Raw genomic sequence first — 22,006 nt, 5'->3', positions numbered from 1 at the left:
GCAGCACCCGTTGCTGTCGCGCTTGCTATTGCCGCGCCATCGCCACCCTCAACTTGTCCTCCGGTGTGATCAGATGACTGAAGTTGTCCTGGCCCACATCGAGCTGCACCCAGTGGATCGTGCCCGTGAAGTGCCCATTGTGCGCCGCGTAGTCCGGAACTACCAGGGATCCGCTTTCGTATCCGATGTCGGTGCTTTCCTCGGCAGAGAAGATCAGCGGCTGTGTCTGCGGGATGCGGTCCCGGCCGACCTCCTGGCCATCATAGTACAGCGTGAGCGTGCCGCCCCTGCCGACACCGCCGCCGTCATAGGTGAATTCCGCCCGCACCTGATGCGTTCCCGCCGGAATGGGCTGCTGAGCCTGCACCCGGTAGAGGTTCAGGCCGAAATAGTTGTAAGCGAAAATCGCCTTGCCGCCCTCGGCATAGAGGCTCCAGCCGCCGAACCGGCCGCCCTGGGCGATGATGATTCCCTCCGTGGCACGATCGGCGACGGTGATCTCCGCCGTGATCGAGTAGGACACGTTTTTCATCGGCAACACGGCATGCTCCGAGAGCCGGCCCATGCCGGGAAACAGCATCTGGGAACGTCCCTGCACGAGAATCGGACGTCCGGCAACGGCAGGGTTGAAGCGCTCCACGAGCCGGTCATCGAGCGGGAAGACGTTGTACTTCACCGCCTCGATGGCGAACATCAGGTGCAACTCCTTGAGCTTCTCCGGCATCTGCTGGGCGAGATCGTGCGCCTGTGTCCAGTCCTTGGTTCCGTCGTAGAGTTCCCAGACGTCCTGATCGAAGGGGATCGTGCTGGTGGCCGTCACGACCCAGGGCGTCCGGTGCTTGGTGATCGCGCTCCAGCCCTTGTAGTAGATGCCGCGGTTGCCGAACATCTCGAAATACTGCACGTCGTGGCGTTCCTCCGCGTCGGCGTCGTCGAAGCTGTAGAGCATGGAGGCGCCCTCCATGGGACTCTGGGTGATCCCGTGCACCATCTCGGGTTCGGGCAGGCCCGCCGCTTCGAGGATCGTCGGCGCCACGTCGATCACGTGGCTGAACTGATGGCGCAGCTCTCCCTTGGCCTTGATGCCGTTCGGCCAGTGCACGAGCGTGCCGTTGCGGGTGCCGCCCCAATGCGAGGCGATCTGCTTGGTCCACTGGTACGGGGTGCACATGGCATGCGCCCAACCGACCGCATAATGATTGTACGCCGCCGGCGAGCCGAACTCGTCGATATGCGCCTTCAGGAAATCCGGAGTCTCGATGCCGGTGACGCCGTTGAGCAGCACCGCCTCGTTGAACGTGCCCTGCAGCGTGCCTTCGGCGCTCGCGCCGTTGTCGCCGATGATGTAGTAGACCAGCGTGTCGTCGAGGATGCCAAGGTCCTCCAGGGCATCGATCAGGCGCCCGACATGATGATCGGCGTGCTCCAGAAACCCGGCATAGACTTCCATTTCGCGGGCGAGCACCGGCTTCAGATCGTCGGGCATGTCGTCCCATGCGGGGATCTCGTCGTGGCGCTTCGTGAGCGCGCAATCCGCAGGGATCACACCCAGCTCCTTCTGGCGCGCGAAGGTCAGCTCGCGCTGCCGATCCCATCCATGATCGAATTTTCCCTTGTACTTGTCCGCCCATTCCTTCGGCACGTGGTGGGGCGCATGGGTCGCGCCGGGCGCGAAGTAGAGGAAGAAGGGCTTGTCGGCGCCTGCCAGCGCCTTTAGCTGGCGCACCCAGTTGATGGCCTTGTCGGCCAGATCCTCGGTCAGGTGGTAGCCTTCCTCGGCCGTTCTCGGCGGCGTGACGGCCGTGGTTCCTTCAAAGAGTTCCGGTTCGTATTGATTGCACTCGCCGCCGATGAACCCGTAGAAATACTCGAACCCGCCGCCGCCCGTGGGCCATTGATCGAACGGTCCGGTTGGACCGGTCTGCCAGGTCGGCACCTCGTGGCACTTGCCGAAATGAGCTGTCGCGTAGCCGTTCAGCTTCAGGATCTCGGAGATCGGCGCCTTGGTGTTGGGCCGCAGCGAGCTGTACCCGGGCGCGGAGGTCGCCGCTTCCGTGACGCAGCCCATGCCGACGCTGTGGTGATTGCGTCCGGTCAGGAGGGCGGCGCGAGTGGGAGAGCACAGCGCCGTGGTGTGAAACCGCGTATATTTCAGCCCGCCGGCCGCCAGACGCTCGGCAGTCTGCGTGTTGACGGGCCCGCCGAAGGCACTCGATGCACCGAAGCCGACGTCGTCGAGCAGCACCACCAGCACGTTCGGCGCTCCCTTGGGCGGCCGCAACGGCTCGATCGGCGCGAACCTCGTGTTGGGGTCCTTCGCGTCGTAGGTCGTCAGGCGAACCTGGGTCCGGTCGGGAATGGGGAGGATCGAACGCTGAATGCCGTTTGGTCCGTGGGTCATGGTGCGCTTCCTTCCGGCCTGGCTCGCTGATGAAAATGCTTTGGGGACGCGGCCCTCAAGTCGCTATGGCGATCGCAGCCTTGGCGCGCCTGATCTCTTCTTCGTCCTCGGGGGTGAGCTGGGTGCCGGCGAGCCCGATCACGACGCGCCTCAGATCGCCGGTGAACCGGAACGGCACCTCGTAGTCATCACAGACGGACGTTCCGGTGTCCTCGCCGATGTCGAAGGTCTCGTCGATGGAGACCCTGACAGGGATCGTGCGCGCCACGCGGCCTTCTCCAACCGCTTTCTCATCGACGCTGAGCACGACATGGGCGCCTTTTCCGATGCCGCCGCCGTCATACTGGAAATCCACCATCACCACATGATGGCCGGGCGGCAGCGCATCCGGCGCCGCGATCGTGGTGCGCTGCACGCCGCCGAGATTGTAGTGGAACACCGGCTTGCCGCCGAGCAGATAAAGGCCCCAGCCGTTGAAGCGGCCGCCCTGCGTCGCGATCACGCCCTCCGCGCCCCCGGCAGGGATGTTCACATCGGCCGCGATCTTGAACGACTTGTTCTTCAGGTCGGGCGCGGCCCCTTCGGGAATGCGCGTCTGGCCGGCATAATAGGTGAAGACCGAGCGGCCGTGGGTCAGACTGGGGCGGAGGCTCACATCGAACCGCTCGCCCGCACTGTTGTCGAGCGGAAGCACGTTGTACTTGGCCGCCTCGACCCAGAACAGATCCTGCATCTCGCGCAGCTTCTCCGGCTCGCTGTCAGCCACGTTCACGGCTTGCGTGAAGTCTTCGTCGACCTTGTAGAGCTCCCACCGGTAATCGAGAACGTTCGCTTTTCGCCCGAGACTGACCCATGGCGCGCCCGCAGGCGTCGTGGCGGCAATCCAGCCGTCATTGTAAATGGCGCGGTTGCCGAGCATCTCGAAATACTGCGTGCGACGAGGCGATGCTGCCGTCGCATCGTCGAACGAGTACACCATGCTCACGCCTTCGATCGGCTTTTGCGGCACGCCGTTCAGGATCGCGGGCGCTTCGACGCCGACGGCCTCGAGGATCGTCGGGGCAATGTCGATGACGTGGTGGAACTGCGTGCGAATGCCGCCACGGTCCTTGATGCGCGCGGGCCACGAGATCACCAGACCGTTGCGGGTGCCTCCGAAATGCGATGCGATCTGTTTCGTCCATTGGAAGGGCGTGTCCATCGCGTGAGCCCAGCCGACGGGATAATGGTTGAACGTCGTGGGCCCGCCGAGTTCGTCCATGCGCCGCAGGACCTCGTTGAAATCTTCGGTGATGCCATTGAGGAGAGCGATCTCGCTGAGCAGGCCCTGAGGGGTGCCCTCGCCGCTCGCGCCGTTGTCGCCCTGGATGTAGATCACCAGCGTGTTGTCCAGCTCACCCATGTCCTCGATAGCGTCGATGACACGCCCCATATGGTGATCGGCATGCGCGAGCGCCGCGGCGTAGACCTCCATCATGCGGGCGAACACTTTCTTGTGGTCGGCATCGAGGGAATCCCAGGCCGGAATCTCCGGGTGGCGCGGCGTCAGTTTCGCATCCTGCGGGACGATGCCCATCTGCTTCTGGCGGGCGAAGGTCTCTTCGCGGAGCTTGTCCCAGCCTTGGTCGAACTGGCCCTTGAACCTGGCGATCCAGTCCTTGGGGGCGTGGTGCGGCGCGTGAGACGTGCCGGTGGCGTAGTATTGCAGCCAGGGCTTATGCGGCGCGACCGCGCGTAGCATGCGGATACGGGCGATCGCGTGATCGGCGAGGTCCCGGTCCAAGTGGTAGTCCGGATCGTCCCGCGGCGGCTCAACGGGCTTGATGTTCTCGACGAGCGCGGGAGCCCACTGGTTGGTGTCGCCGCAGATGAAGCCGTAGAAATATTCGAAGCCGAGTCCGGTCGGCCAGAGATCATACGGCCCTGCCTGGCTGGTCTGCCAGTCCGGCACGTTATGGTTCTTGCCGTACCAGGCCGTGCTGTAGCCGTTCTGCCGGAGGACTTCGGCGAAGGATCCCACGCTCTTCGACATCACCGAGTTGTAGCCCGGATATCCCGTTCCGAGTTCCATCACCACGCCGGTCGAAGCCGAGTGATGATTGCGGCCGGACAGCAGGGCGGCGCGGGTGGGCGAGCACAGGGCCGTCGTATGAAAGCGGGTATAACGCAGCCCCGATTGCGCCAGGCGCTCGAAGGTTTTGGTAGGGACCGGGCCCCCGAAGGGGCTGGCGGCGCCGAAGCCGACGTCGTCCGTCAGGATGAGCAGAATGTTGGGAGCGCCTGTCGGCGCCTGTACCGCCTGGGGGAAGTCGGGAGTGGACTCGCTCGCCTGACGGGCGATGAAGCCCCTGAAGGGCTGTTCCGGCCGCGGCAGGACCGCGCCAATCTGCGAGGGCGCCACGTGCGGGACACTGCTGACGCTGGCGAGAAGGTCTGACTTCTTGGGCACGGCAGCCTCCCGGGTTCGTTCAGGCGGGGAGATAGCGATCCTACTCGGTCAGAAACATTGACGGTCGCACGGCGTGGACGGCGAGGGTCAGCGGCGAGGCACCTCTTCCCCGACAGCAGCGTGAGCGTCGGGAACCACGAGAGGCGAGAGGGATGTCGGATCGACGGCACCCGGAGAATGCTGACGCCTCATCGCTTCAGAAAAATTTTCGCACCTTGTGGAGGGTGGTCAATGGGGCATCGGGATAAGCTTCGTCGTCATCGTCACCACGTGGTCGATGATGGCCCGACCAGGATGGCGCCCCGAAGGGGCTCGCGAGCTGCCTTCGCTCCACCTTTGCCGGAACCCGCGTGAGCCGCCAGGACGAGTTACCCCGGCCGTTTCGTTGCCGAATATCCAGAATTGCCCTTCAGGCGTCCTGTTCGGTCAAGCAGAGACCCGCGATCCGGCCATACTGGAACCCAAGGGATGCAAGGCTTTGAGCGGAAGGAGGCGCTGCCGCACGGCCCTCAACCCCTCTGTGGCATCCTGCGTCGTTGATCCGTTCGGTCACGATGCGGCACGCTGCCAAAGCCCACGCATTCCTTGCACAGTGAGGTTCCCTCATGGCGCTGATCGACCCTGGAGCCGCCCCCGCATCGCCGAAGACGAACCCGCCGCATCCCGGCATGGTGTGGATTGCCGGCGGGACGTTCCGGATGGGATCGGACCAGCATTATCCCGAAGAGGCGCCGGTCCACCGCGTCACCGTCGACGGCTTCTGGATCGACGCCACCCCAGTCACGAACCGGCAGTTCCGGCGCTTCGTGCAGGCGACCGGCCACGTCACACTGGCCGAGACGAGGCCCGATCCGAAGGATTATCCCGGCGCGCTGCCGCATATGCTGCAGGCAGGCTCCCTCGTCTTCAGCCCGCCGGATCATCCGGTGTCCCTGAACGACTGGAGCCAATGGTGGGCCTTCGTGTTCGGGGCGAACTGGCGCCGGCCCTACGGCCCCGGCTCCTCGCTCAAGGGCCTCGACGATCACCCGGTGGTGCATGTCGCCTACGCCGATGCCGAGGCTTATGCGGCGTGGGCCGGCAAGAGCCTGCCGAGCGAGGCCGAGTGGGAATTCGCCGCCCGCGGCGGGCTCGACGGAGCAGAATTCGCCTGGGGCGACGAGCTGACGCCCGGCGGGCGGTACATGGCCAACACCTGGCAGGGCGTATTCCCGTTCCAGAACACGAAGCTCGACGGCTACGAGCGCACCTCGCCGGTGAAGATTTATCCGCCCAACGGCTACGGGCTCTCCGACATGATCGGCAATGTCTGGGAATGGACCTCCGACTGGTACGTGCCGAAGCACACGGTCGATGCGCAAAAGCCCTGCTGCATCCCGGTGAACCCGCGCGGCGGAGGCGAGGAGGCAAGCTACGATCCCTGCCAGCCGGAGATCCGCATTCCGCGCAAGGTGCTCAAGGGCGGCTCGCATCTGTGCGCTCCCAGCTACTGCCGCCGCTATCGCCCCGCCGCGCGCCATCCCGAGCCGGTCGACACCTCCACCAGCCATGTCGGTTTCCGCTGCATCGTCAGGGAGAAGGAGCCCCTCTGATGGCCGAGGCCCCGTCCAGGACAGGGCTCCTCCAGGCTCGCTTGGCTGTGGTGCTGACGATCGTCCTCATCGTCCTCGGCGCAATCTGGTACGGGTTTTCCACCGAGGTCTACCAGCGCCTGTGGCGGGACGTCGCTGCGCGCGCCGGCGGCCCTATGACATTCCGCTTTTTCTTTCAGCCCATGATGGCTGCGGCCGCGGCCATCCATGACGGCATCAAGGATGCTCGTCTCGGACGCTCGCCCTATTTCTGGGCCGCCCTGCACGATCAAAGGGAATTCGGCGCACGGCTGCGCGAGGGGCTGATCTCCACCGCCCGGATTGTCCTTCTCGGGCTCGCAATCGACGCTCTCTATCAGCATCGGGTGCTGAAGACGTTCTATCCCGGCGAGGCCGTGTTGATGGCGCTTCTGCTCGCCGTCCTGCCCTACCTGCTGCTTCGCGGCCCGACCGCGCGGCTCGCCCGCTGGTGGTCCAGGCGCGTGGCTTCCCTGGACCCCGAAGATCAGCGGCCTCGGCCATGACCGTGCCTCCCGCCCGTCCCGACCGCAACCCGGAAGAGATCTCCGTTGAGCTGTCGTCGCGGCGGACAGGAATGTCGTTTCAGCGAACCCGCATGAGCGCCGACCGCACCCTGATGTCGGTGATCCGCACCTCATTGTCGCTGATCAGCTTCGGCTTCACGATCTACCAGATCTTCCAGAAGCTCCGGGAGCAGCAGATCGTGTCGCACGCCGCCGCGGCGCGCAACTTCGGCGTGGCACTGGTCGGACTCGGAATCACGATGCTGGTCATCGGCATCATCTACCATGTGCAGTTCATGCTGGGACTGCGCAGGGAACGCCAGGCCATGAAAGCCGCCGGCCTCATCCATGGCGAGAGCCGCTTCCCGCCCTCGCTCACGCTCGTCACGGCCTTGATCCTGCTTCTCATCGGGATCAGCGCGATCGTGAGCATGACCCTGCAGGTCGGCCCGTTCGGTTGAGGGAGTTCCGCGCGGGTCACATCGAGCGCCCGTCGTTTCGTCACACCGTGAGAGGAGGAGCCAACCATGGCACAGCAACCGAAGGACACGCGCAGGCCCAATATCCTCGTCATCTGGGGCGACGACATCGGCATCTCGAATTTGAGCTGCTACAGCCACGGCCTCATGGGTTACCGAACGCCCAATATCGACCGCATCGCGAAGGAGGGCATGATGTTCACCGACTCCTACGGCGAGCAATCATGCACGGCCGGGCGCTCCTCCTTCATCACCGGACAGAGCGTCTACCGGACCGGCTTGTCGAAGGTCGGCTTTCCGGGCGCGCCGATCGGGATGTCCGACAAGATCGTCACGATTGCCGCGCTGCTCAAGAACCAGGGCTATGCGACAGGGCAGTTCGGCAAGAACCATTTGGGCGATCGCAACGAGCACCTGCCGACCGTGCACGGTTTCGACGAGTTCTTCGGAAATCTCTATCATCTCAATGCCGAGGAGGAACCGGAGCGGTATGACTATCCCTCAGACAAGGACTTCCCGAACTTCCGGAAGATGACGGGGCCGCGCGGAGTGATCCATTCCTGGGCGCAGAAGGAGGACGACCCCACCGAAGAGCCGCGCTGGGGCCGCGTCGGGAAGCAGAAGATCCAGGACACCGGCCCGCTCACCAAGAAGCGAATGGAAACCTGCGACGACGAGTTCGTGTCCGCCGCGAAAGACTTCATCAAGCGCCAGCACGATTCCGGAACGCCGTTCTTCGTGTGGTTCAACACCACGCATATGCATCTCTACACCCACACGAAGCCGGAAAGCCTCGGCCAGGCCGGACGCTGGCAATCGCCCTATCACGACACCATGATCGATCATGACCGGAACGTGGGCGCGATGCTCGATTGGCTCGATGAACTCGGCATCGCCGACGATACCTTCGTGATGTACTCGACCGACAACGGTCCGCACATGAATTCCTGGCCCGACGGGGCGATGACTCCGTTCCGCAGCGAGAAGAACACCAATTGGGAGGGCGCGTTCAGGGTGCCGCTGATGGTGCGATGGCCGGGCAGGATCAAGCCCGGCGCGGTCTCGAACGAGATCGTCCAGCACCACGACTGGCTGCCGACCTTCCTGGCCATGGCCGGCGATCCCGATGTCACGGAGAAGCTGAAGAAAGGGTATCAGGCCATCGGCAGGACGTACAGAAACCACATCGACGGCTATAATCTCCTGCCTCTCCTGACCGGTGAAACGAACCAGAGCCCTCGCAAGTTCTTCGTCTACATCAGCGACGACGGCGACGTCCTCGGCGTCCGCTTCGACAACTGGAAGGCGGTTTTCATGGAGCAGCGCTGCCACGGCACCATGCAGATCTGGATGGAGCCGTTCACGCGGCTGAGGTTGCCGAAGCTCTTCAATCTACGCACCGATCCCTACGAGCGGGCGGACCAGACCTCGAACACCTACTACAACTGGTTCCTCGAGCACGATTACATCCTGTTCGCTTCGTGGATGATCGTGGACGAGTGGGCCAAGACGTTCAGGGAATTCCCACCGGTCCAGAAACCGAACACCTTCACGATCGACGATGCGTTGCGGATGCTGTCCGAGGCGGCGAGCGGCGGAAAATCGTGATGTCCTGACCAAGCGGCAGTGATCGGACCGGTTCTCGCCCCGATCGCTGCCGCACACTCATTCCGTCATCATCTGTGGCAGGTCAGAAACGACAGGCAGCGCCGCGACGGCCGGTCTGGCGAACAGAAAGCCTTGAAACAGCCGTATGCCGGCTGCGTGCAGCGCCTCCAACTCGGCCCTTGTCTCGATCCCTTCCGCGATCACCGTGACGCCCAACTCCTGCGCGATGGCCAGAATGCCCCCTATGATGCTTTGCCGCGCCGGGGAGGTCGCAATCCCGCGGATGATCTCCATATCGACCTTGATGATATCAGGCTGGAAATTCGCCAGAAGATTCAAGCCCGCATAGCCTGCCCCGAAGTCGTCGATCGCTGTCGTGAAGCCAAGCCGCTTGTATTCCGCGATGATGCGCCCGACATGCCGCGTATCCGTGATGCGCTCGTTCTCCGTGAACTCGAACATGATGCGGGAAGGGTTGAAGTTGCAGCGCTGCGCCGCCTCCAGGGTCGCTCGAATACAGGCGCTCGGCTCGTACACCGCATTGGGCATGAAGTTGATGGACAGGCGTGTCTCATCGTCGGCCGCGAAGAGCTGACCGGCCAGCTCGATCGCCTTCACGCGACAGGCCTGGTCGAACTTATAGCGGTTTGCGTCATCCACGAGGCTCAAGACGTGGCCGGCGGATTGGCCCTCGGTCCCCCTCACGAGCGCCTCGTAACCCCAGATTGCTTTCTTCCGGAGGTCAACGATGGGATGAAAGGCCATGGTGAAGGCGAACGGTAACGGCTCGCCGGAGCGGCAGCCCCGACAACTGGTCCTGGTATCCACTGGCCTTCCTCCGCCCCTGACTCGTCGCTTAGGGCATCGGACGTGAAAAGTGAATTCCACTTTCACATCCGATGCCCTAAGCGATGGGAGCGTCCACAATGCAGGTGACGCCGGACTCGGCGAACTCGATTTGGACATTGCCGCCAAGGTCCTGCGCGAGGCTGCGCTCGATCAGACGGGACCCGAACCCTCTTCGCGTCGGCACTTGGACAGGCGGCCCTCCGCTCTCCGTCCAATGGAGGTGAAGGCGCGCAGGTGTGCCACCGTCGATTCTCCAAGCGATCCTGATTTCGCCCGTCGCATTGGACAGCGCACCATATTTCACCGCATTCGTTGCCAGCTCCTGGAGCACCATGGCCAGCGCCAGCGCCATGCGCGGCGGCAGACGCACCCTGGGTCCGCTCAGATGCAGGCGATCCTCACCGCGGTTGCTGTAAGGCTCAACCGCCTGAGCTGTGATTTCGCGCAACTCCGCCCCCTCCCAGTTTTCCCGGGTGAGCACGTCATGGGCGCGGGAGAGCGCCAGGAGGCGCCCCTCCAGCGCCATCTTGGCCTCCTCCATCGTGGGCGCATTCCGGAGGGTCTGCCCGGCGATGGACTGCACCGTCGCGAGCGTGTTCTTCACGCGATGATTGAGCTCGTTGATCAGGAGCCGCTGGTGCTCTTCGCTGCGCTTGATCTCGTCAATGTCCACGATCACCGCCAAGGCGCCGCTCATACGCCCATCGGGATCGCGGAGAGGGATGCCGCTCACCCGGGTCCAGCTCTCCTTGCCATCGGACAAACGGTGCAGGAACTCGATGCCGGTGACCAGCTCTCCCTGCAGCGCGCGTGCACTGGGATAATGGCTCTTCGGCACCTGACGGCCCTGATCATCATGAGCGATCCACTGCTCCTGGTCATCGGGCACTTGCGATGGAATGACGCCGTCCGGCCGGTAACGGCGAAAGGCCGGGTTCGACAGCACCGTCGTCCCCTGCGGATCGACGAGAGCCACGCCCACCGGGAGGGTCTCGATCAGGGTGACGAGGCGGGTTCGCTCCTGCGCGAGCTGGGCCGCAAGCTCCTCGATGGCGTCTTCGGCCTGCCTGCGGGCCGTCACATCGCTTGCGGCTCCGAACCATTCGAGGATCTCGCCGTCCTGGCGGAGGATCGGAAGCGCACGAGAGTGCATCCACCCGAACGTCCCGTCGGCCCTTCGCACGCGAAGCTCCACCTCGAACATGCTCGCTGTCTGGATAGCTTTCTGGATTGCCGCCGTGACCTGCGGCTGGTCGTCGGGATGAACATAGCTGCCGAGCCAGGCCTCATTCGGGCCTTCCGCGTCCAGGAGGATCCCTCGTCCGTCGAGCTGGCGCATCTCGGTCCAGTCGGGGCTCATGCGGTACACCACGTCGGAGCTGGCCGTCACGAACGCGCGGAAGCGCTTTTCGCTGTCCGCGAGGGCCGCCTCGGCCCGGGCCCGTTCGACGGCGGACCAGGTTCGCTCGGCAATGTCCTCGATCAGCGCCACCTCCTCTGGGGACCAACGGTGGGGATCCCGGAAGTTCACGTACAGAGATGCCGTGAAACGGCCATTGCGGACCAAGGGCACCGACACGAAGGCGCTTGTCTCGATCGCCGCCCAGGTTGCGTGAACCTGCGTCAGGTCGGCCCGAAGATCGTCGCAGACGTCGACCTGCCCCTTCCGCTGGCGTGCAATGCTGTCCGCGCCGAATGCGCGAAGCGAAAAGGTCCCGACGAGCGGCTCCACGCCGTCGGCGAAACACGTCTCGCAGACGATGGTCTCATCGTCCTCCTGCACCTCGCTGTAGCCGACCCGGTTGGCGCCCAGGTGCCGCCCGAGCGCCTCGACCGCCGCGGCCATGATGGCGCGGGGATCGGTGAGAGCGCGAAGCGTCTCCTCGATCTTGATGCGAAAGGCCTGCCGCCGCTCGGCGAGCATCTGATCGGTTGTCTCGGCGACGGCGCAGAACATGCCGGCGACCCGGCCGCTCTCGTCGCGCACCGGCGAATACGAGAAGGTGAACCAGGTCTGCTCGTCGAAGCCCTTGCGGTTCATGACGAGCGGCAGGTTCTCCCGATAACTCGCCTCACCGGCCAGGGCCGTATCGATCAGCGGAGAGATGTCCTGCCAGATCTCGGCCCAGATGTCCTGGAAGCGTGCCCCGAGCGCCTGGGGATGCTTGGCGCCGAGGATCTCGGCATAGGCATCATTGTAGAGGAAGCCGAGTTCCGGTCCCCAGGCCACGAACATCGGGAATTTCGAGCCCAGCAGCAGGCCGACCACCGAGCGCAGCGACTGAGGCCAGGTCGACGGCGCGCCGAGCGGCGAGGACGACCAGTCGTGCGCCCGCATGAGGGCGCCCGTCTCGCCGCCGCCCGAGAGGAAATCGAGGGCTCCGGGGACTACCCCGCTGGGCAGCCTATCGTGCATCAGGAGGATCCTGGGCAGGGTGCAGCCTGCGCTCCGCCCGCCGCTCCCGCTCGCCGAGCGGTCGCAAGGCGGCGCGAACGGCCTCGCTTGCGCTGCGACGGCGGCCGGAGGCGATTGTGCTGTCGACGCGCGCTTCGAGCTCAGGGGTGAGCGGGACGTGGCGGGTTTTGCGGGTTCTCATAGGCCGTGAACAGGAGAGCCGGGATTGGTATCAACTTTTGAAACCTGAACTAGCCCTTGGCCTCACCAAAACAAGAGGCCATCCCTGGACACATCCTCTCACACCCTCCCGCCAAGCTCGACAGGAATCATGCAGGAGAGCCTGAGCGCACGGGAACCATCAGTGCCGAGACGGTCCGAAGCGGGTCACCCTGAGCCATTGAGCCCTCGCCGATGACGGTCGGCTCAAGCCGCGAATGCGGAACCTGGGCTAAGATCTGCCTGGTGCCGGAAGGAGACATTCTTGGCTTTCGGTTCGGTTTCGCGCATGGCCCTTTGTGGAATATCCGCTACCAAGCAAAGGGCATGGCCGACGAGTGCTCGATGGCTCCGCGTTTGAACCGATCCCACTGTGCAGCAGTTGTACCTTCTACCTGCTGGGCGGCTCAAGCGACGCCGGAGGTTATATCATGGAATCTCCACACGAGGCGGTCACAACAGTTGATGCCTTAATGGCCGCAGCCAAGGACGAAACCACCCGGCGCATCGTCGTCAGCGGCGCGTTGGCCAATGTGCCAACCGTCAGCCTTTCGCCAGGACAATCCCTGCACGGAGCGGACGAACAATCTTCCATCAGTTTCGCTGATGGCGGCGATGGCCTTCAGCTTTCCTCGGATAACCGGGTTCACCATATTCGTCTCAATGTTGCTCCGGAAAGGCGCGCGATCTTCAACGACACCTCTGTCCCGAGCCTGGGGCGGATCGAGCTGCGCGCCGTCACCACCATCGGCCGTGTTCAGATCCTCGCGCGCGACAAGGTGCGGGGCGGGCATGTCGACGTGAACGGCCTCGACATCATCAAGGCCGACGCGCGGGGCGAGAGCGAACGACCACACGGCTACGGCGTCGATGTCCTCCAGGGCGCCTTCACCCTGTGGAACATGCAGCCGGAGGCCGATGTGGTCGTCAGCGCGGACCTCGTCGGCCTCTCGGCTGGCCGCAGCGGCGCGCCGGTTCTGGGCTCCGGTATTTTCGTGAGCGGTGGCGGTGACAAGGGCGGCCGGCTGATCATGCGCCGCCTGGAAACCGAGGCGGTTTACAGCGACGGCCGAATTGCCCCCGGGACGCCTGACCAGATCACCGGCGGCGTTTTCACGGTTCATGGGGCTCATGTCGATGTCGTTCGCAACCGCGGCCCGGTCGTGACCTACGGCGTCAACGATATGGCGCTCGACAATTGGGGCGTGGTCGACCGCTGGATCGCTGAGGAGAAGATCACTTCCTATGGTCCGAGCGGCATCGGCTTCGTCAATTTCGGGATCGTGCATGAACTGAAAGTCAACGCGCTGATCGAAACCTTCGGCCAGGGTGCGCGCGGGTTCAACGTCTATACCGGCACGGTCGATCTGGCGGAGTTCGATCGCATCACGACCCATGCAGACGGAGCGGTCGGCATCCAGATCAGTCAGCCCATCGGCCGGCTGGTCGTGCGGCGCGGCATTGAGACATTTGGCGGGACTGGTCCGTCGCTGGTCAAGGGGAAGGTGGTGACGCTGTCCGCGATCGGCCTGAGCATCAAGCCGGGCGGCTCGGCCCGCGAGATCGAGATCATCGGCGGCATCAAGACCCACGGACCCGGTGTGGCTCCAATCGAGCAGCATGGCGCAATTGAGTCCTTGCGCATTTCAGGAGGCATGACTGCGGCGGGCGGCGGCTTTGATGAGATCTGATGAGCAGGACACGAGCCACAACGGATAAAGATTGATGACCCCTTCATGCGCTGTTTGGCTCTGCAATTCCGGTAAGCCCATCCGAGGAACCGAATAAAGCTGCAATGCAGCGAACTCGGAATACCGCATCGGGACAGTCTGACGTGAGACAGTATCGAAACATTCCAAGCTGTCGCTTTGCCTGCCCTGATAGGGGCGCAGATGCCGAAGTGCACATGGAGAACCGCTGACGCCGAGCTGTCCAAGAGAGCGTCGTGCGTACACGGCAAATGGTCCCGACCAGTGCAAGTCTCCTTGGGGTCAAGCGTTCACGTTCCGTCCGCTTAACGGACGTCGGCGCTTGAGTGCCGAAGCGGACCAAACACTTACGTCTCAGGCGCGCCAGAAGGAGACATTCTGGGCCAGACCTGCTTTCACGATAAACCGCCTTGTTGTCGGAATGAAAACTCAAAGGTTGTTTATGACATGATCCCAGGCATGGCGGACAGTTCCTCGATCAGGCGCTTGGCGAGAAAGGCGCGGCGATGTCCTCGGGGTTGCTCCGCAGGACCATTCGTCAAAACTCCAAAGGGCTCGTAACCAAGCTTGATGTAGAACCGCTCGGCTCTTGCGCTGGATGTATCGAGCCATGCTCCATGACAGCCGCGCGACCGAGCGATGGTCTCGGCTTCTGCCATGAACCTTGCTCCAAACCCCTGCCCCCGAAGTTCCTCGGAGACCCAGAGCATCTTCACAAGAAGCCAGCCATAGGATGTCGAGCCGATGAGGCCGGCGATCATACTTCCCTGCAGGTCCCGAGCGATCAGCGTGAGCGGCTTCCCATCGCTCGGGGGAACATTCTGTCGAAGTGCGTCGAGGAGCTTGCGCTCCACTTCATCAGCAAGAGCTCCGCTTGGATCATCCTCAAACGTTATGGTCATCAACTTGAGGCTCCGACATGCCATCGCACGCCCCATGCATGATCCGATATCACGCAAGAAGAGAGCTGCGCAGTTCGCAGAACGGCCCATATGAACACGGTAAACAGGGTGAATGCCCTGTCTTCCGTGAACCTACCTGCGGCCGCTGAGAACAAGATAAGCGGCGGCCGTCCAGGAGAATGCATCCCCGCCCAGGCCCTCGCCTGTCGTCGGATCGAAATACTCACAGAAGCCGGCGCTCTCGATGGCCCGAATGGTGGTCTGCTCGATCCGGCGAGCGAGATCCTCGGATCCGTTCAGGCGTAAGCCGTCCGAGATGAGCCAGTTGATGACGGCCCAGACCGGACCACGCCAATACCGCTTCGGTTCGAAGGACGGTGAGAAGGACGGCGCTGAGGGAACGCCGACGACCATGCCGTCGAGCCAACGCTCAATCTCCGCCGTGGCAGCATCACGCTGAGCCTTGTCGAGCTTCAGGGCGACAAGGGGAATGAAGGCGGCCTGCGTTGGCACCTCGATGTCATGCCCCGATATCAGGTCGAGAGAGACGAAGCGCGAGAACTCTGGACGCCAGCGGCGGGCGAGGCCATTCAGCAACGTCTCATGCATGCGCGAGAGCTCGGCCTTCTCCTCGTCAGTCCCGAAGGTTCCGGCCAGATGCATGAGATCGGCCGTCGCGCGCGCCAGAATTCCGGTCATCTGCACGTCGGCCACCTTGAAGGGAGCGGCCGCCCATTGCCGCTTCGGATCCCAGCCGCAATCCCGATAGATGTCGACGAGATGGATGAAGCGCTGGTAGTCCTCGTCCCGCGGACGCATGGAGGCGTCCACGTGGCCCGTGTCCTTGCGGCGGATGGTAGTTGTCGTGGTGGTCGGGACGCGGGCCAGGGCCTCATCCCAAGCCGGCGAGTTGTCGCTGCCGCTTTCCCAGGGATGAAGGATCGACACGAGGCCGAGCCCTTCCGGATCGCGCGCGCTCAGCCACCAGCGGTGTGAGCGTAACGCAGCCTGGAACAGCATTCGTGTGCGATCCATTGCGCCGGGCGCGCCACTTGCGAGAGCGGCCTCGTGAACGTTTCGCAGGGCCATGCCGAAGACCGCCGGCTGCGTAATGCCGGAAGTCGGAATGCGGTGGCGCGTGCCCCATACATCCGGGCCGGGAAAATAGGTGTCGCTCGGCGCGTGGAACACGATGTGCGGGATCATACCATCATCCCACTGGCCTTCGACCAGACGCTCCAGCTCGCGGTAGGCTCGGTCTATGTCGAAGATCGCAAAGCCCATGGCGACGAAGGCGGAATCCCAATTCCACTGGAACGGATAAAGCCGGGCGGTCGGCACCGTGTAGCCGCCGCGATCGTTGCGGGCGAGAATGGCACGCGCGGCTTCTTCCTTCGGAGGCATGTTCATATCAAAGGTCCTTCAATTCGCAACTCAGGCCCGGGCAAGGGCACGCCCGGTAGTGCTGTCGATCCATGTCACGCGCGCAGGATCCACGGTCAAACCTACACGCTCGCCGGTATTCACCTTTGCCGTCGGCGGCGCGACGATGCGGGCGAGCTGGCCATCGATGGAGCCTGTGAGAAGGAGGTACGATCCCATCGGTTCCACGACGCGCACATCGAAGGGGATACCCGAGCCGTCGGGGCTCAGGATCGCATCCTCGCCGCGCAAACCAAGCTCCAGGTTCTGCGTCGTCGAGGGGCAAGGCAGCGTGGCATCCCCGATCCTGGCGGCGCCGTGACTGCTCTGGACCCTGATGAAGTTCATGGGTGGCGAGCCGATGAAGCCGCCGACGAAGCGGGTGGCGGGCGTGGTGTAGATTTCGAGCGGCGAGCCGATCTGGTCGATCTTGCCGCCATGCATCACGGCGATGCGGTCGGCGAGGCCCATGGCCTCGGTCTGGTCGTGCGTCACATAGATCGTCGTGGTCCCGGCTTCGCGCAGAACCGCCTTCAGTTCCGTGCGCATCTCCAGCCGCAGCAGCGCGTCGAGATTGGAGAGCGGCTCGTCCATGAGCAGCACGGCGGGCTCGACAGCCAGCGCGCGGGCTACCGCCACGCGCTGACGCTGACCGCCCGAGAGTTTCGCCGGATAGCGGTCGAGATAGGCTTCGATATGGAGCAGGGCCGCTGCGCGCTCGACCTTGCGTTTCACGTCCGCTTGCGAGGCCTTCTGCATGCGCAAGCCGAAGGCGACGTTCTCGAACACGGTCATGTGCGGGAAGACGGCGTAGTTCTGGAACACCATCGCCAGCCTGCGCTTGCGGGGAGCGAGATCGCTCACGTCCTGCCCACCAATGACCACGCGCCCGGAAGTTTGCGTCTCGAGGCCGGCAATGATGCGCAAGAGCGTGGTCTTGCCGCAGCCCGAGGGGCCGAGGAGGGCCACGAACTCGCCGTCGTTGACGGTAAGCGAGACTTCCTGCAGGGCGCGGAAGGAGCCGAATTCCTTGACGACCCGGTCGATGACGATGTCAGCCATGAGGTGATCCGTTACTTGCTGGCAATGCCCCACACCGCGAAGAGGTATCGTCTCACGGCAAAGATGAAGAGCACGGAGGGAATGATGAGAATGAAGCCGCCGGCGAAGCGGTAATGAAGAGGGCTCTCGGCCAGAATCCGGAGCAGATAGGCGGTGAGCGTCCGCTCACGCACGGTGAGGATCGAGGCGGCGAACACCTCGTTCCACGAGATCACGAAGGCGAAGATCGCGGTTGCGGCAAGGCCCGGCAGGGCCAGTGGCAGGACCACCTTCATGAAGGCCTGGAAGCGCGTGCAGCCGAAGACCCAGGCCGCCTCTTCGTATTCGCGCGGGATACCCATGAAAAGGCTCTGCGTCACGAGTGCTGCGAAGGGCAGCGCCAGCACCGTATGGATCAGCGACACGCCGAAGGGCGTGTCGTAGAGGCCAAGGCGGATGAACGAGACGGTGAGCGGCAGCGCCAGGATCGCGAGCGGGAAGGCGCGGGTGAGGAGAACGAGCAGGCGATAGGCATTTTGCCCGCGGAAGGTATAGCGCGCCAGCGCATAGCCGGCGGGAGCGCCGAGCGCGATGGAGAACACCACGGTCAGCCCGGCGGCGATAAGGGAATTGACGAGGGCGTTGAACACGCCCTCGATGGCGAGGAACTGGTTCATGGCCGCGAAGGACAGGTCCGAAGGCCAGATCGATTTCGGCCAGCGGAACACGCCGAGCCTGCCGCCGAAGGCGCCGAGCGCCACGAGATAGATCGGCACCAGCACCCAGGCGATCAGCACCGCAAGACCTGTCCAGAGCAGCAGGCGCCGCGCCGAGGGAAGAGCCATGACGCGGCTCGCGGAGGCGGGTTCGAGTTTTGCGGCGCTGGTCGTCATGGGAGCTGCTCCGGACGCGTTCTCAGCACGCGCAGGTAAAGGGCCGTCGCAGCGAGAGAGATCGCCATGATGAGCACCGCGTAGGCGGCGGCGACGCCGTAATTCTGGTTGTCGTTCTGCCAGACATAAGCCTCGCCGGCGAGGACGGGGAAGTTGCGTCCGCCGAGCGCATAGACGACGGCGAAGACCTCGAAAGCGAGAACCGTGCGCAAGATCAGGGCCGATTGCAGGCTGGGCTTCAGAAGCGGCAGGGTGATCTTGGTGAAGCGCGTCCAGGGCTTGGCGCCGAAGATCTCGGCCGCTTCCGCGAATTCCTTCGGGATCAGCTGCAGGCCCGCGATCAGGATCACCAGCACGATGGCGGTGGCGCGCCAGAGTTCCGCGAGCACGATGCCGAAGAACAGCGCGACGGGCGTTTCCTGCGAGAGCCATCCGGCCGGCCCCTGGATGAGGCCGAGAGCGTAAAGCGCGGAGTTCAGGTAGCCCGTGTTCTGGAGCAGGGCGAGCCAGGCGAGACCGGCTGCGAGATCCGAGATTCCGAGAGGAATGGTGAGCACCCACAGGACCAGATCGCGGCCCTTGTCGAGTTTCGCCACCATGGTGGCCATGCCGAGCGCCAGAACGACCTGGAGCGGCACGACCACGAGGGTAAGCAGGAACGTGTTCTTGACGGCGAGCGCGAAATTCAGGTCGCCGGCCATGCGCTGGTAGTTTTCGAGCGACAGGCCTTCGCCTGCGAAAAAGGACAGCCAGATCGTCTGCACGAGCGGCACGAGAAACAACGCGCCGAGAAAGACGACCGATGGCGCGATCAGTGCATAGGGAATCCAGGATGTGCGCGCAGGCATGAGGCCGCTCCACTCGCAAGGGGATGAGCCCGGCGCGTTGTCTTCGCCGGGCTCAAGCATCAGGTTATTGGACCGAGCAGGCGCCCTGGCTCGGCTTGTCCGGAGCCCAGCAGGGCGCGCCGGTTTCCTTCATGAGCGTGTCGAGAACCTTCGCCTGCGCTTCGAGCACGTCCTTGACCGGCTCGTTGCGCAGCACGATGCGCTGGAAGCTGTCCATGTAGACCTTGTTGAACTCGCCACCCTTGGCGCCGAGGCCCACGGGCAGGAGCGACACGAGCGCATCCTTGGCGTTCTGCGTCGCGGCCACCGCGCCGGCGAGCGCCTTGATGCCGGGCGCGAGATCCGCCGGCAGCTCCGCCTTCACGACTGGGAAGAAGCCGACCTCGGCAGCCGTGGCCAGCTGCGTCTCAGGCTTGGTCATGTGCTCAATCACCGCCACGGCGCCTGCGCGGTTCGGCGCATCCTTCGGGATGGCGAGGCCGGCGATCACCGGCATGTAGCCGCGTCCCTTCGGTCCGGCCGGGGCCGGGAACGCGATGAACTGATCGGGCTGTAGGGTGAGCGCTTCCTTCACGCGGGCGATGTGATCCCACGCGATCCACACCTCGCCGGAGAGCAGCGGCTCCTGCATGAAGTTGTAGTTGGTCGAATTGGGATTCGACACTGCCCACAGGTCCTTCAGCGCGTTCCATCCGGCTTCCGCGTCGGGCGACTTGAAGGTCGTGACCACACCGCCGGTGAAGGACGGATAGAAATAGCCCTGGAAGAATCGCGGCATGAGCCCCGTCGGACCCGCCGGGAAGCCGAGGCGGCGCTGACCTGTCCTGTCGACGATGTTCTTGCCCCATTGCTGAAGCTGCGCATAGGTGAGGGTGTTCACGTCCGCGCCGGGCGGCAGGTATTGCAGCGCCTGCTTGTTGGCCACCATCACGTAGGTGGCCTGCATCCACGGGATGTATTGCTGCTGGCCTGTGCCGAGCTTGCCGAGGTCCATCAGGCTCGCCGGAATGCCGCGATCGGTCAGCTTCGCGGCGACGTCATCGACGGGCTGGAGATCGGCCGGAACGTGCGGCTGCAATTCACCGTGCAGCGCGCCGACGACGCTCGCCGTGCGCTTGCCGGCCTGCGTCTCCGCCTTCATGCGGACAGCAAACGCGGGCGGCTCGTCCACCACATAGGTGGTCTTGCCCGGAATGCCTTTCAGCAAGACTTCGCGGACTTTCGTCGCTTCCTCGATGGGACGAAGCTGCGTCGAGTAAAAGATCGTTTCCTGCGCCTGCGCGACCGAGAGCCCCCCGAAAAGGGCTGCCGCGGCAGCGATGGCGCGAAGCGATACCGGATGCGTCATTTCCTTCCTCCATCGGTCCCTTCTTGTTGCCGCTCGATCCGGGGCCGGAAGATCGAGGGCCTCAGACTCAGTTCGCCGGTCCGTGGGTGGCCCTCGGAACCTGCCGAACCGGCAGAATGGTTTGCAATTCGCGGGCGTCGCGTCCGCCGAGCCGGGCAATCAGGATCTCGGCCAATTGCCGGCCTACATCGGGAGCGGCGATTTCCATGCTCGACAGAGGCGGATCGGTGAAAGCCGCGGAGGGCAGATTGTCGTGGCCGATCACCGAAATATCACGCCCGGCGGTGAAGCCGTGCTCCTTGAGCGCGCTGAGGGCGCCGATCGCCATGCTGTCGGTCGCGCACAACAGTGCCGTGGGACGCGCGCTCTGCTGGAGCAGCCGTTGCGCGGCCTCATAGCCGCCCTCTTCCGTCGGTTGCGCCGTGTATTCGAGCGCTTCCGGGGAGCCGATATCTTCGAGCGCCGCGAGCCAGCCCTTGCGGCGGAGGTGAGCGAAGGTAAGGTCCTGCGGCGCAGCGATATGGGCGATGCGCCGATGGCCCAAGGACGCGAGCTTTCGTGCAGCTTCCCTGAAACCGGCCTCGCCGTCGCCGTCGATGAAGGCGTGCTCCTGCGACCGGGCGGTCCTTCCATGGGTCACGAAAGGGATGCCGCGTTCCTTCAGGAAGGCGACGCGCTCATCCTCGAGCCTTGTGCGCACAACGATCACCGCATCGGCGCGCCTGCCGTCCAGAAGCCGCCGGTAGGTGTCCATCTCCCCCGCCCGGCCGGCGGTCGGCAGCAGCATCAGGTCCAAGCCCTCCTCGGCAAGACGCTGCCCGCAGGCCGTCAGCATGTTCAGGAAGATCGGAGGTCCGAACCGGCCCGGTTCCGTGGGCAGGGTCACGGCCACGGCTTCGGCTTTGCGCCGCCGCAAGCTGCGGGCCGCTGGATTCGGCCGGTAATTCATGGCCTGGGCAGCCGCCTGAACGCGTTCGCGGGTGGCCAGGGCGACGTCGGAATAGCCGTCGAGGGCCCTCGAAACCGTCGTGGTCGAGAGGCCGAGTGATTGCGCGAGAAGCTTCAGGTTCGACAAAGCGCAATCCCTCCGTAGATGGAAGATTGATTCCCAAAACGTTTTGGAAAGTCAAGCTAGCTTATGCAATTTTGTTGCATTGAGTCAACTCTGGTCGGGAGCGAGTGCCAAGCATCAGGTTATGACGACTAGAGCAGATTCGACTTAGACGGGCTCATACCCGCAGTTCCTGATGTAGTTCTGGCACTCATTCGGCTCGAAGGCGTCCAGCAGTTCTCCGATGGTGGTCCAGAGCGCCTCCTTGGTACGTGC

Annotated in this window: 17 protein-coding genes; 5 read left to right on the top strand and 12 right to left on the bottom strand. The window is 64.0% G+C overall.

The features are described 5' to 3' along the window. Positions 1 to 25 precede the first annotated feature (25 nt). Entirely contained in the window at positions 26 to 2,401 is a 2,376-nt protein-coding gene (locus ACS5Q0_RS08430) for a sulfatase-like hydrolase/transferase (protein ID WP_473126173.1), read from the bottom strand. A 55-nt stretch (positions 2,402 to 2,456) separates the two neighbouring features. Continuing rightward, positions 2,457 to 4,850, bottom strand: a complete 2,394-nt coding sequence (locus tag ACS5Q0_RS08425) for a sulfatase-like hydrolase/transferase (RefSeq protein ID WP_473126172.1) — start codon at positions 4,848 to 4,850, stop codon at positions 2,457 to 2,459. A 668-nt stretch (positions 4,851 to 5,518) separates the two neighbouring features. Between ACS5Q0_RS08425 and ACS5Q0_RS08420 the strand changes: the two genes are divergently transcribed. The 4 genes from ACS5Q0_RS08420 to ACS5Q0_RS08405 all read left to right on the top strand — a co-directional run bounded on the left by ACS5Q0_RS08420 (position 5,519) and on the right by ACS5Q0_RS08405 (position 9,053). Continuing rightward, positions 5,519 to 6,442 (top strand): formylglycine-generating enzyme family protein, encoded by a 924-nt coding sequence (locus ACS5Q0_RS08420; protein ID WP_473126329.1) that lies wholly within the window; start codon positions 5,519 to 5,521, stop codon positions 6,440 to 6,442. Next, positions 6,442 to 6,966, top strand: a complete 525-nt coding sequence (locus ACS5Q0_RS08415) for a hypothetical protein (protein WP_473126171.1) — start codon at positions 6,442 to 6,444, stop codon at positions 6,964 to 6,966. Before ACS5Q0_RS08420 ends, ACS5Q0_RS08415 begins: the two co-directional genes overlap by 1 nt. After that, positions 6,963 to 7,427: a YidH family protein gene (locus ACS5Q0_RS08410; RefSeq protein WP_473126170.1), complete on the top strand. Its 465-nt coding sequence runs from the start codon at positions 6,963 to 6,965 to the stop codon at positions 7,425 to 7,427. The genes ACS5Q0_RS08415 and ACS5Q0_RS08410 overlap by 4 nt, the downstream gene beginning before the upstream one ends. Before the next feature lie 66 nt (positions 7,428 to 7,493). Next, positions 7,494 to 9,053 (top strand): arylsulfatase, encoded by a 1,560-nt coding sequence (locus ACS5Q0_RS08405; protein WP_473126169.1) that lies wholly within the window; start codon positions 7,494 to 7,496, stop codon positions 9,051 to 9,053. Positions 9,054 to 9,110: 57 nt separating this feature from the next. Here ACS5Q0_RS08405 and ACS5Q0_RS08400 read toward each other — a convergent pair whose 3' ends face one another. The 3 genes from ACS5Q0_RS08400 to ACS5Q0_RS08390 all read right to left on the bottom strand — a co-directional run bounded on the left by ACS5Q0_RS08400 (position 9,111) and on the right by ACS5Q0_RS08390 (position 12,499). Further along, complete coding sequence (locus tag ACS5Q0_RS08400) at positions 9,111 to 9,881, bottom strand: EAL domain-containing protein (protein WP_473126168.1); 771 nt, start codon at positions 9,879 to 9,881, stop codon at positions 9,111 to 9,113. Positions 9,882 to 9,957: 76 nt separating this feature from the next. Further along, entirely contained in the window at positions 9,958 to 12,318 is a 2,361-nt protein-coding gene (locus ACS5Q0_RS08395; RefSeq protein ID WP_473126167.1) for an HWE histidine kinase domain-containing protein, read from the bottom strand. Continuing rightward, positions 12,308 to 12,499 carry a ribbon-helix-helix domain-containing protein gene (locus tag ACS5Q0_RS08390; protein WP_473126166.1) on the bottom strand — a complete coding sequence of 64 codons (192 nt, stop codon included), beginning with the start codon at positions 12,497 to 12,499 and terminating at the stop codon, positions 12,308 to 12,310. Before ACS5Q0_RS08390 ends, ACS5Q0_RS08395 begins: the two co-directional genes overlap by 11 nt. Positions 12,500 to 12,854: 355 nt before the next feature. On the opposite strand from ACS5Q0_RS08390, the gene ACS5Q0_RS08385 reads away from it, so the two are divergent. Further along, entirely contained in the window at positions 12,855 to 14,207 is a 1,353-nt protein-coding gene (locus ACS5Q0_RS08385) for a hypothetical protein (protein WP_473126165.1), read from the top strand. A 458-nt stretch (positions 14,208 to 14,665) separates the two neighbouring features. On the opposite strand, the gene ACS5Q0_RS08380 is transcribed toward ACS5Q0_RS08385, so the two are convergent. The 7 genes from ACS5Q0_RS08380 to ACS5Q0_RS08350 form a co-directional block, all read right to left on the bottom strand. Continuing rightward, positions 14,666 to 15,127, bottom strand: a complete 462-nt coding sequence (locus ACS5Q0_RS08380) for a GNAT family N-acetyltransferase (RefSeq protein WP_473126164.1) — start codon at positions 15,125 to 15,127, stop codon at positions 14,666 to 14,668. A gap of 132 nt (positions 15,128 to 15,259) precedes the next feature. Next, entirely contained in the window at positions 15,260 to 16,537 is a 1,278-nt protein-coding gene (locus ACS5Q0_RS08375) for an MGH1-like glycoside hydrolase domain-containing protein (RefSeq protein ID WP_473126163.1), read from the bottom strand. 24 nt (positions 16,538 to 16,561) lie between these two features. After that, a complete protein-coding gene (locus ACS5Q0_RS08370; protein ID WP_473126162.1) occupies positions 16,562 to 17,611 on the bottom strand; it encodes an ABC transporter ATP-binding protein in 1,050 nt (349 codons plus the stop codon). 11 nt (positions 17,612 to 17,622) lie between these two features. Continuing rightward, positions 17,623 to 18,483, bottom strand: coding sequence for a carbohydrate ABC transporter permease (locus tag ACS5Q0_RS08365; RefSeq protein ID WP_473126161.1), 861 nt, complete (start codon positions 18,481 to 18,483; stop codon positions 17,623 to 17,625). Next, positions 18,480 to 19,331, bottom strand: coding sequence for a carbohydrate ABC transporter permease (locus ACS5Q0_RS08360; RefSeq protein ID WP_473126160.1), 852 nt, complete (start codon positions 19,329 to 19,331; stop codon positions 18,480 to 18,482). Before ACS5Q0_RS08360 ends, ACS5Q0_RS08365 begins: the two co-directional genes overlap by 4 nt. A 64-nt stretch (positions 19,332 to 19,395) precedes the next feature. Further along, positions 19,396 to 20,679, bottom strand: coding sequence for an ABC transporter substrate-binding protein (locus ACS5Q0_RS08355; protein WP_473126159.1), 1,284 nt, complete (start codon positions 20,677 to 20,679; stop codon positions 19,396 to 19,398). Between the two features lie 67 nt (positions 20,680 to 20,746). Beyond that, positions 20,747 to 21,754, bottom strand: a complete 1,008-nt coding sequence (locus ACS5Q0_RS08350; RefSeq protein ID WP_473126158.1) for a LacI family DNA-binding transcriptional regulator — start codon at positions 21,752 to 21,754, stop codon at positions 20,747 to 20,749. Between the last annotated feature and the right edge of the window lie 252 nt (positions 21,755 to 22,006).

The sequence above is a fragment of the Microvirga sp. HS2 genome (assembly GCF_055792805.1).
The sequence above is the reverse complement of the archived record's forward strand: the minus strand, read 5'-3'. Positions and strand labels throughout refer to the sequence as shown.

Bases quoted from the DNA above. Each gene is read 5' to 3' on its own strand.
- ACS5Q0_RS08420 (WP_473126329.1), top strand. From the start codon at position 5,519: ATGGTGTGGATTGCCGGCGGGACGTTCCGGATGGGATCGGACCAGCAT.
- ACS5Q0_RS08365 (WP_473126161.1), bottom strand. From the start codon at position 18,483: ATGACGACCAGCGCCGCAAAACTCGAACCCGCCTCCGCGAGCCGCGTC.
- ACS5Q0_RS08355 (WP_473126159.1), bottom strand. From the start codon at position 20,679: ATGACGCATCCGGTATCGCTTCGCGCCATCGCTGCCGCGGCAGCCCTT.
- ACS5Q0_RS08375 (WP_473126163.1), bottom strand. From the start codon at position 16,537: ATGAACATGCCTCCGAAGGAAGAAGCCGCGCGTGCCATTCTCGCCCGC.
- ACS5Q0_RS08360 (WP_473126160.1), bottom strand. From the start codon at position 19,331: ATGCCTGCGCGCACATCCTGGATTCCCTATGCACTGATCGCGCCATCG.
- ACS5Q0_RS08410 (WP_473126170.1), top strand. From the start codon at position 6,963: ATGACCGTGCCTCCCGCCCGTCCCGACCGCAACCCGGAAGAGATCTCC.
- ACS5Q0_RS08395 (WP_473126167.1), bottom strand. From the start codon at position 12,318: ATGCACGATAGGCTGCCCAGCGGGGTAGTCCCCGGAGCCCTCGATTTC.
- ACS5Q0_RS08380 (WP_473126164.1), bottom strand. From the start codon at position 15,127: ATGACCATAACGTTTGAGGATGATCCAAGCGGAGCTCTTGCTGATGAA.
- ACS5Q0_RS08370 (WP_473126162.1), bottom strand. From the start codon at position 17,611: ATGGCTGACATCGTCATCGACCGGGTCGTCAAGGAATTCGGCTCCTTC.
- ACS5Q0_RS08405 (WP_473126169.1), top strand. From the start codon at position 7,494: ATGGCACAGCAACCGAAGGACACGCGCAGGCCCAATATCCTCGTCATC.
- ACS5Q0_RS08415 (WP_473126171.1), top strand. From the start codon at position 6,442: ATGGCCGAGGCCCCGTCCAGGACAGGGCTCCTCCAGGCTCGCTTGGCT.
- ACS5Q0_RS08390 (WP_473126166.1), bottom strand. From the start codon at position 12,499: ATGAGAACCCGCAAAACCCGCCACGTCCCGCTCACCCCTGAGCTCGAA.
- ACS5Q0_RS08430 (WP_473126173.1), bottom strand. From the start codon at position 2,401: ATGACCCACGGACCAAACGGCATTCAGCGTTCGATCCTCCCCATTCCC.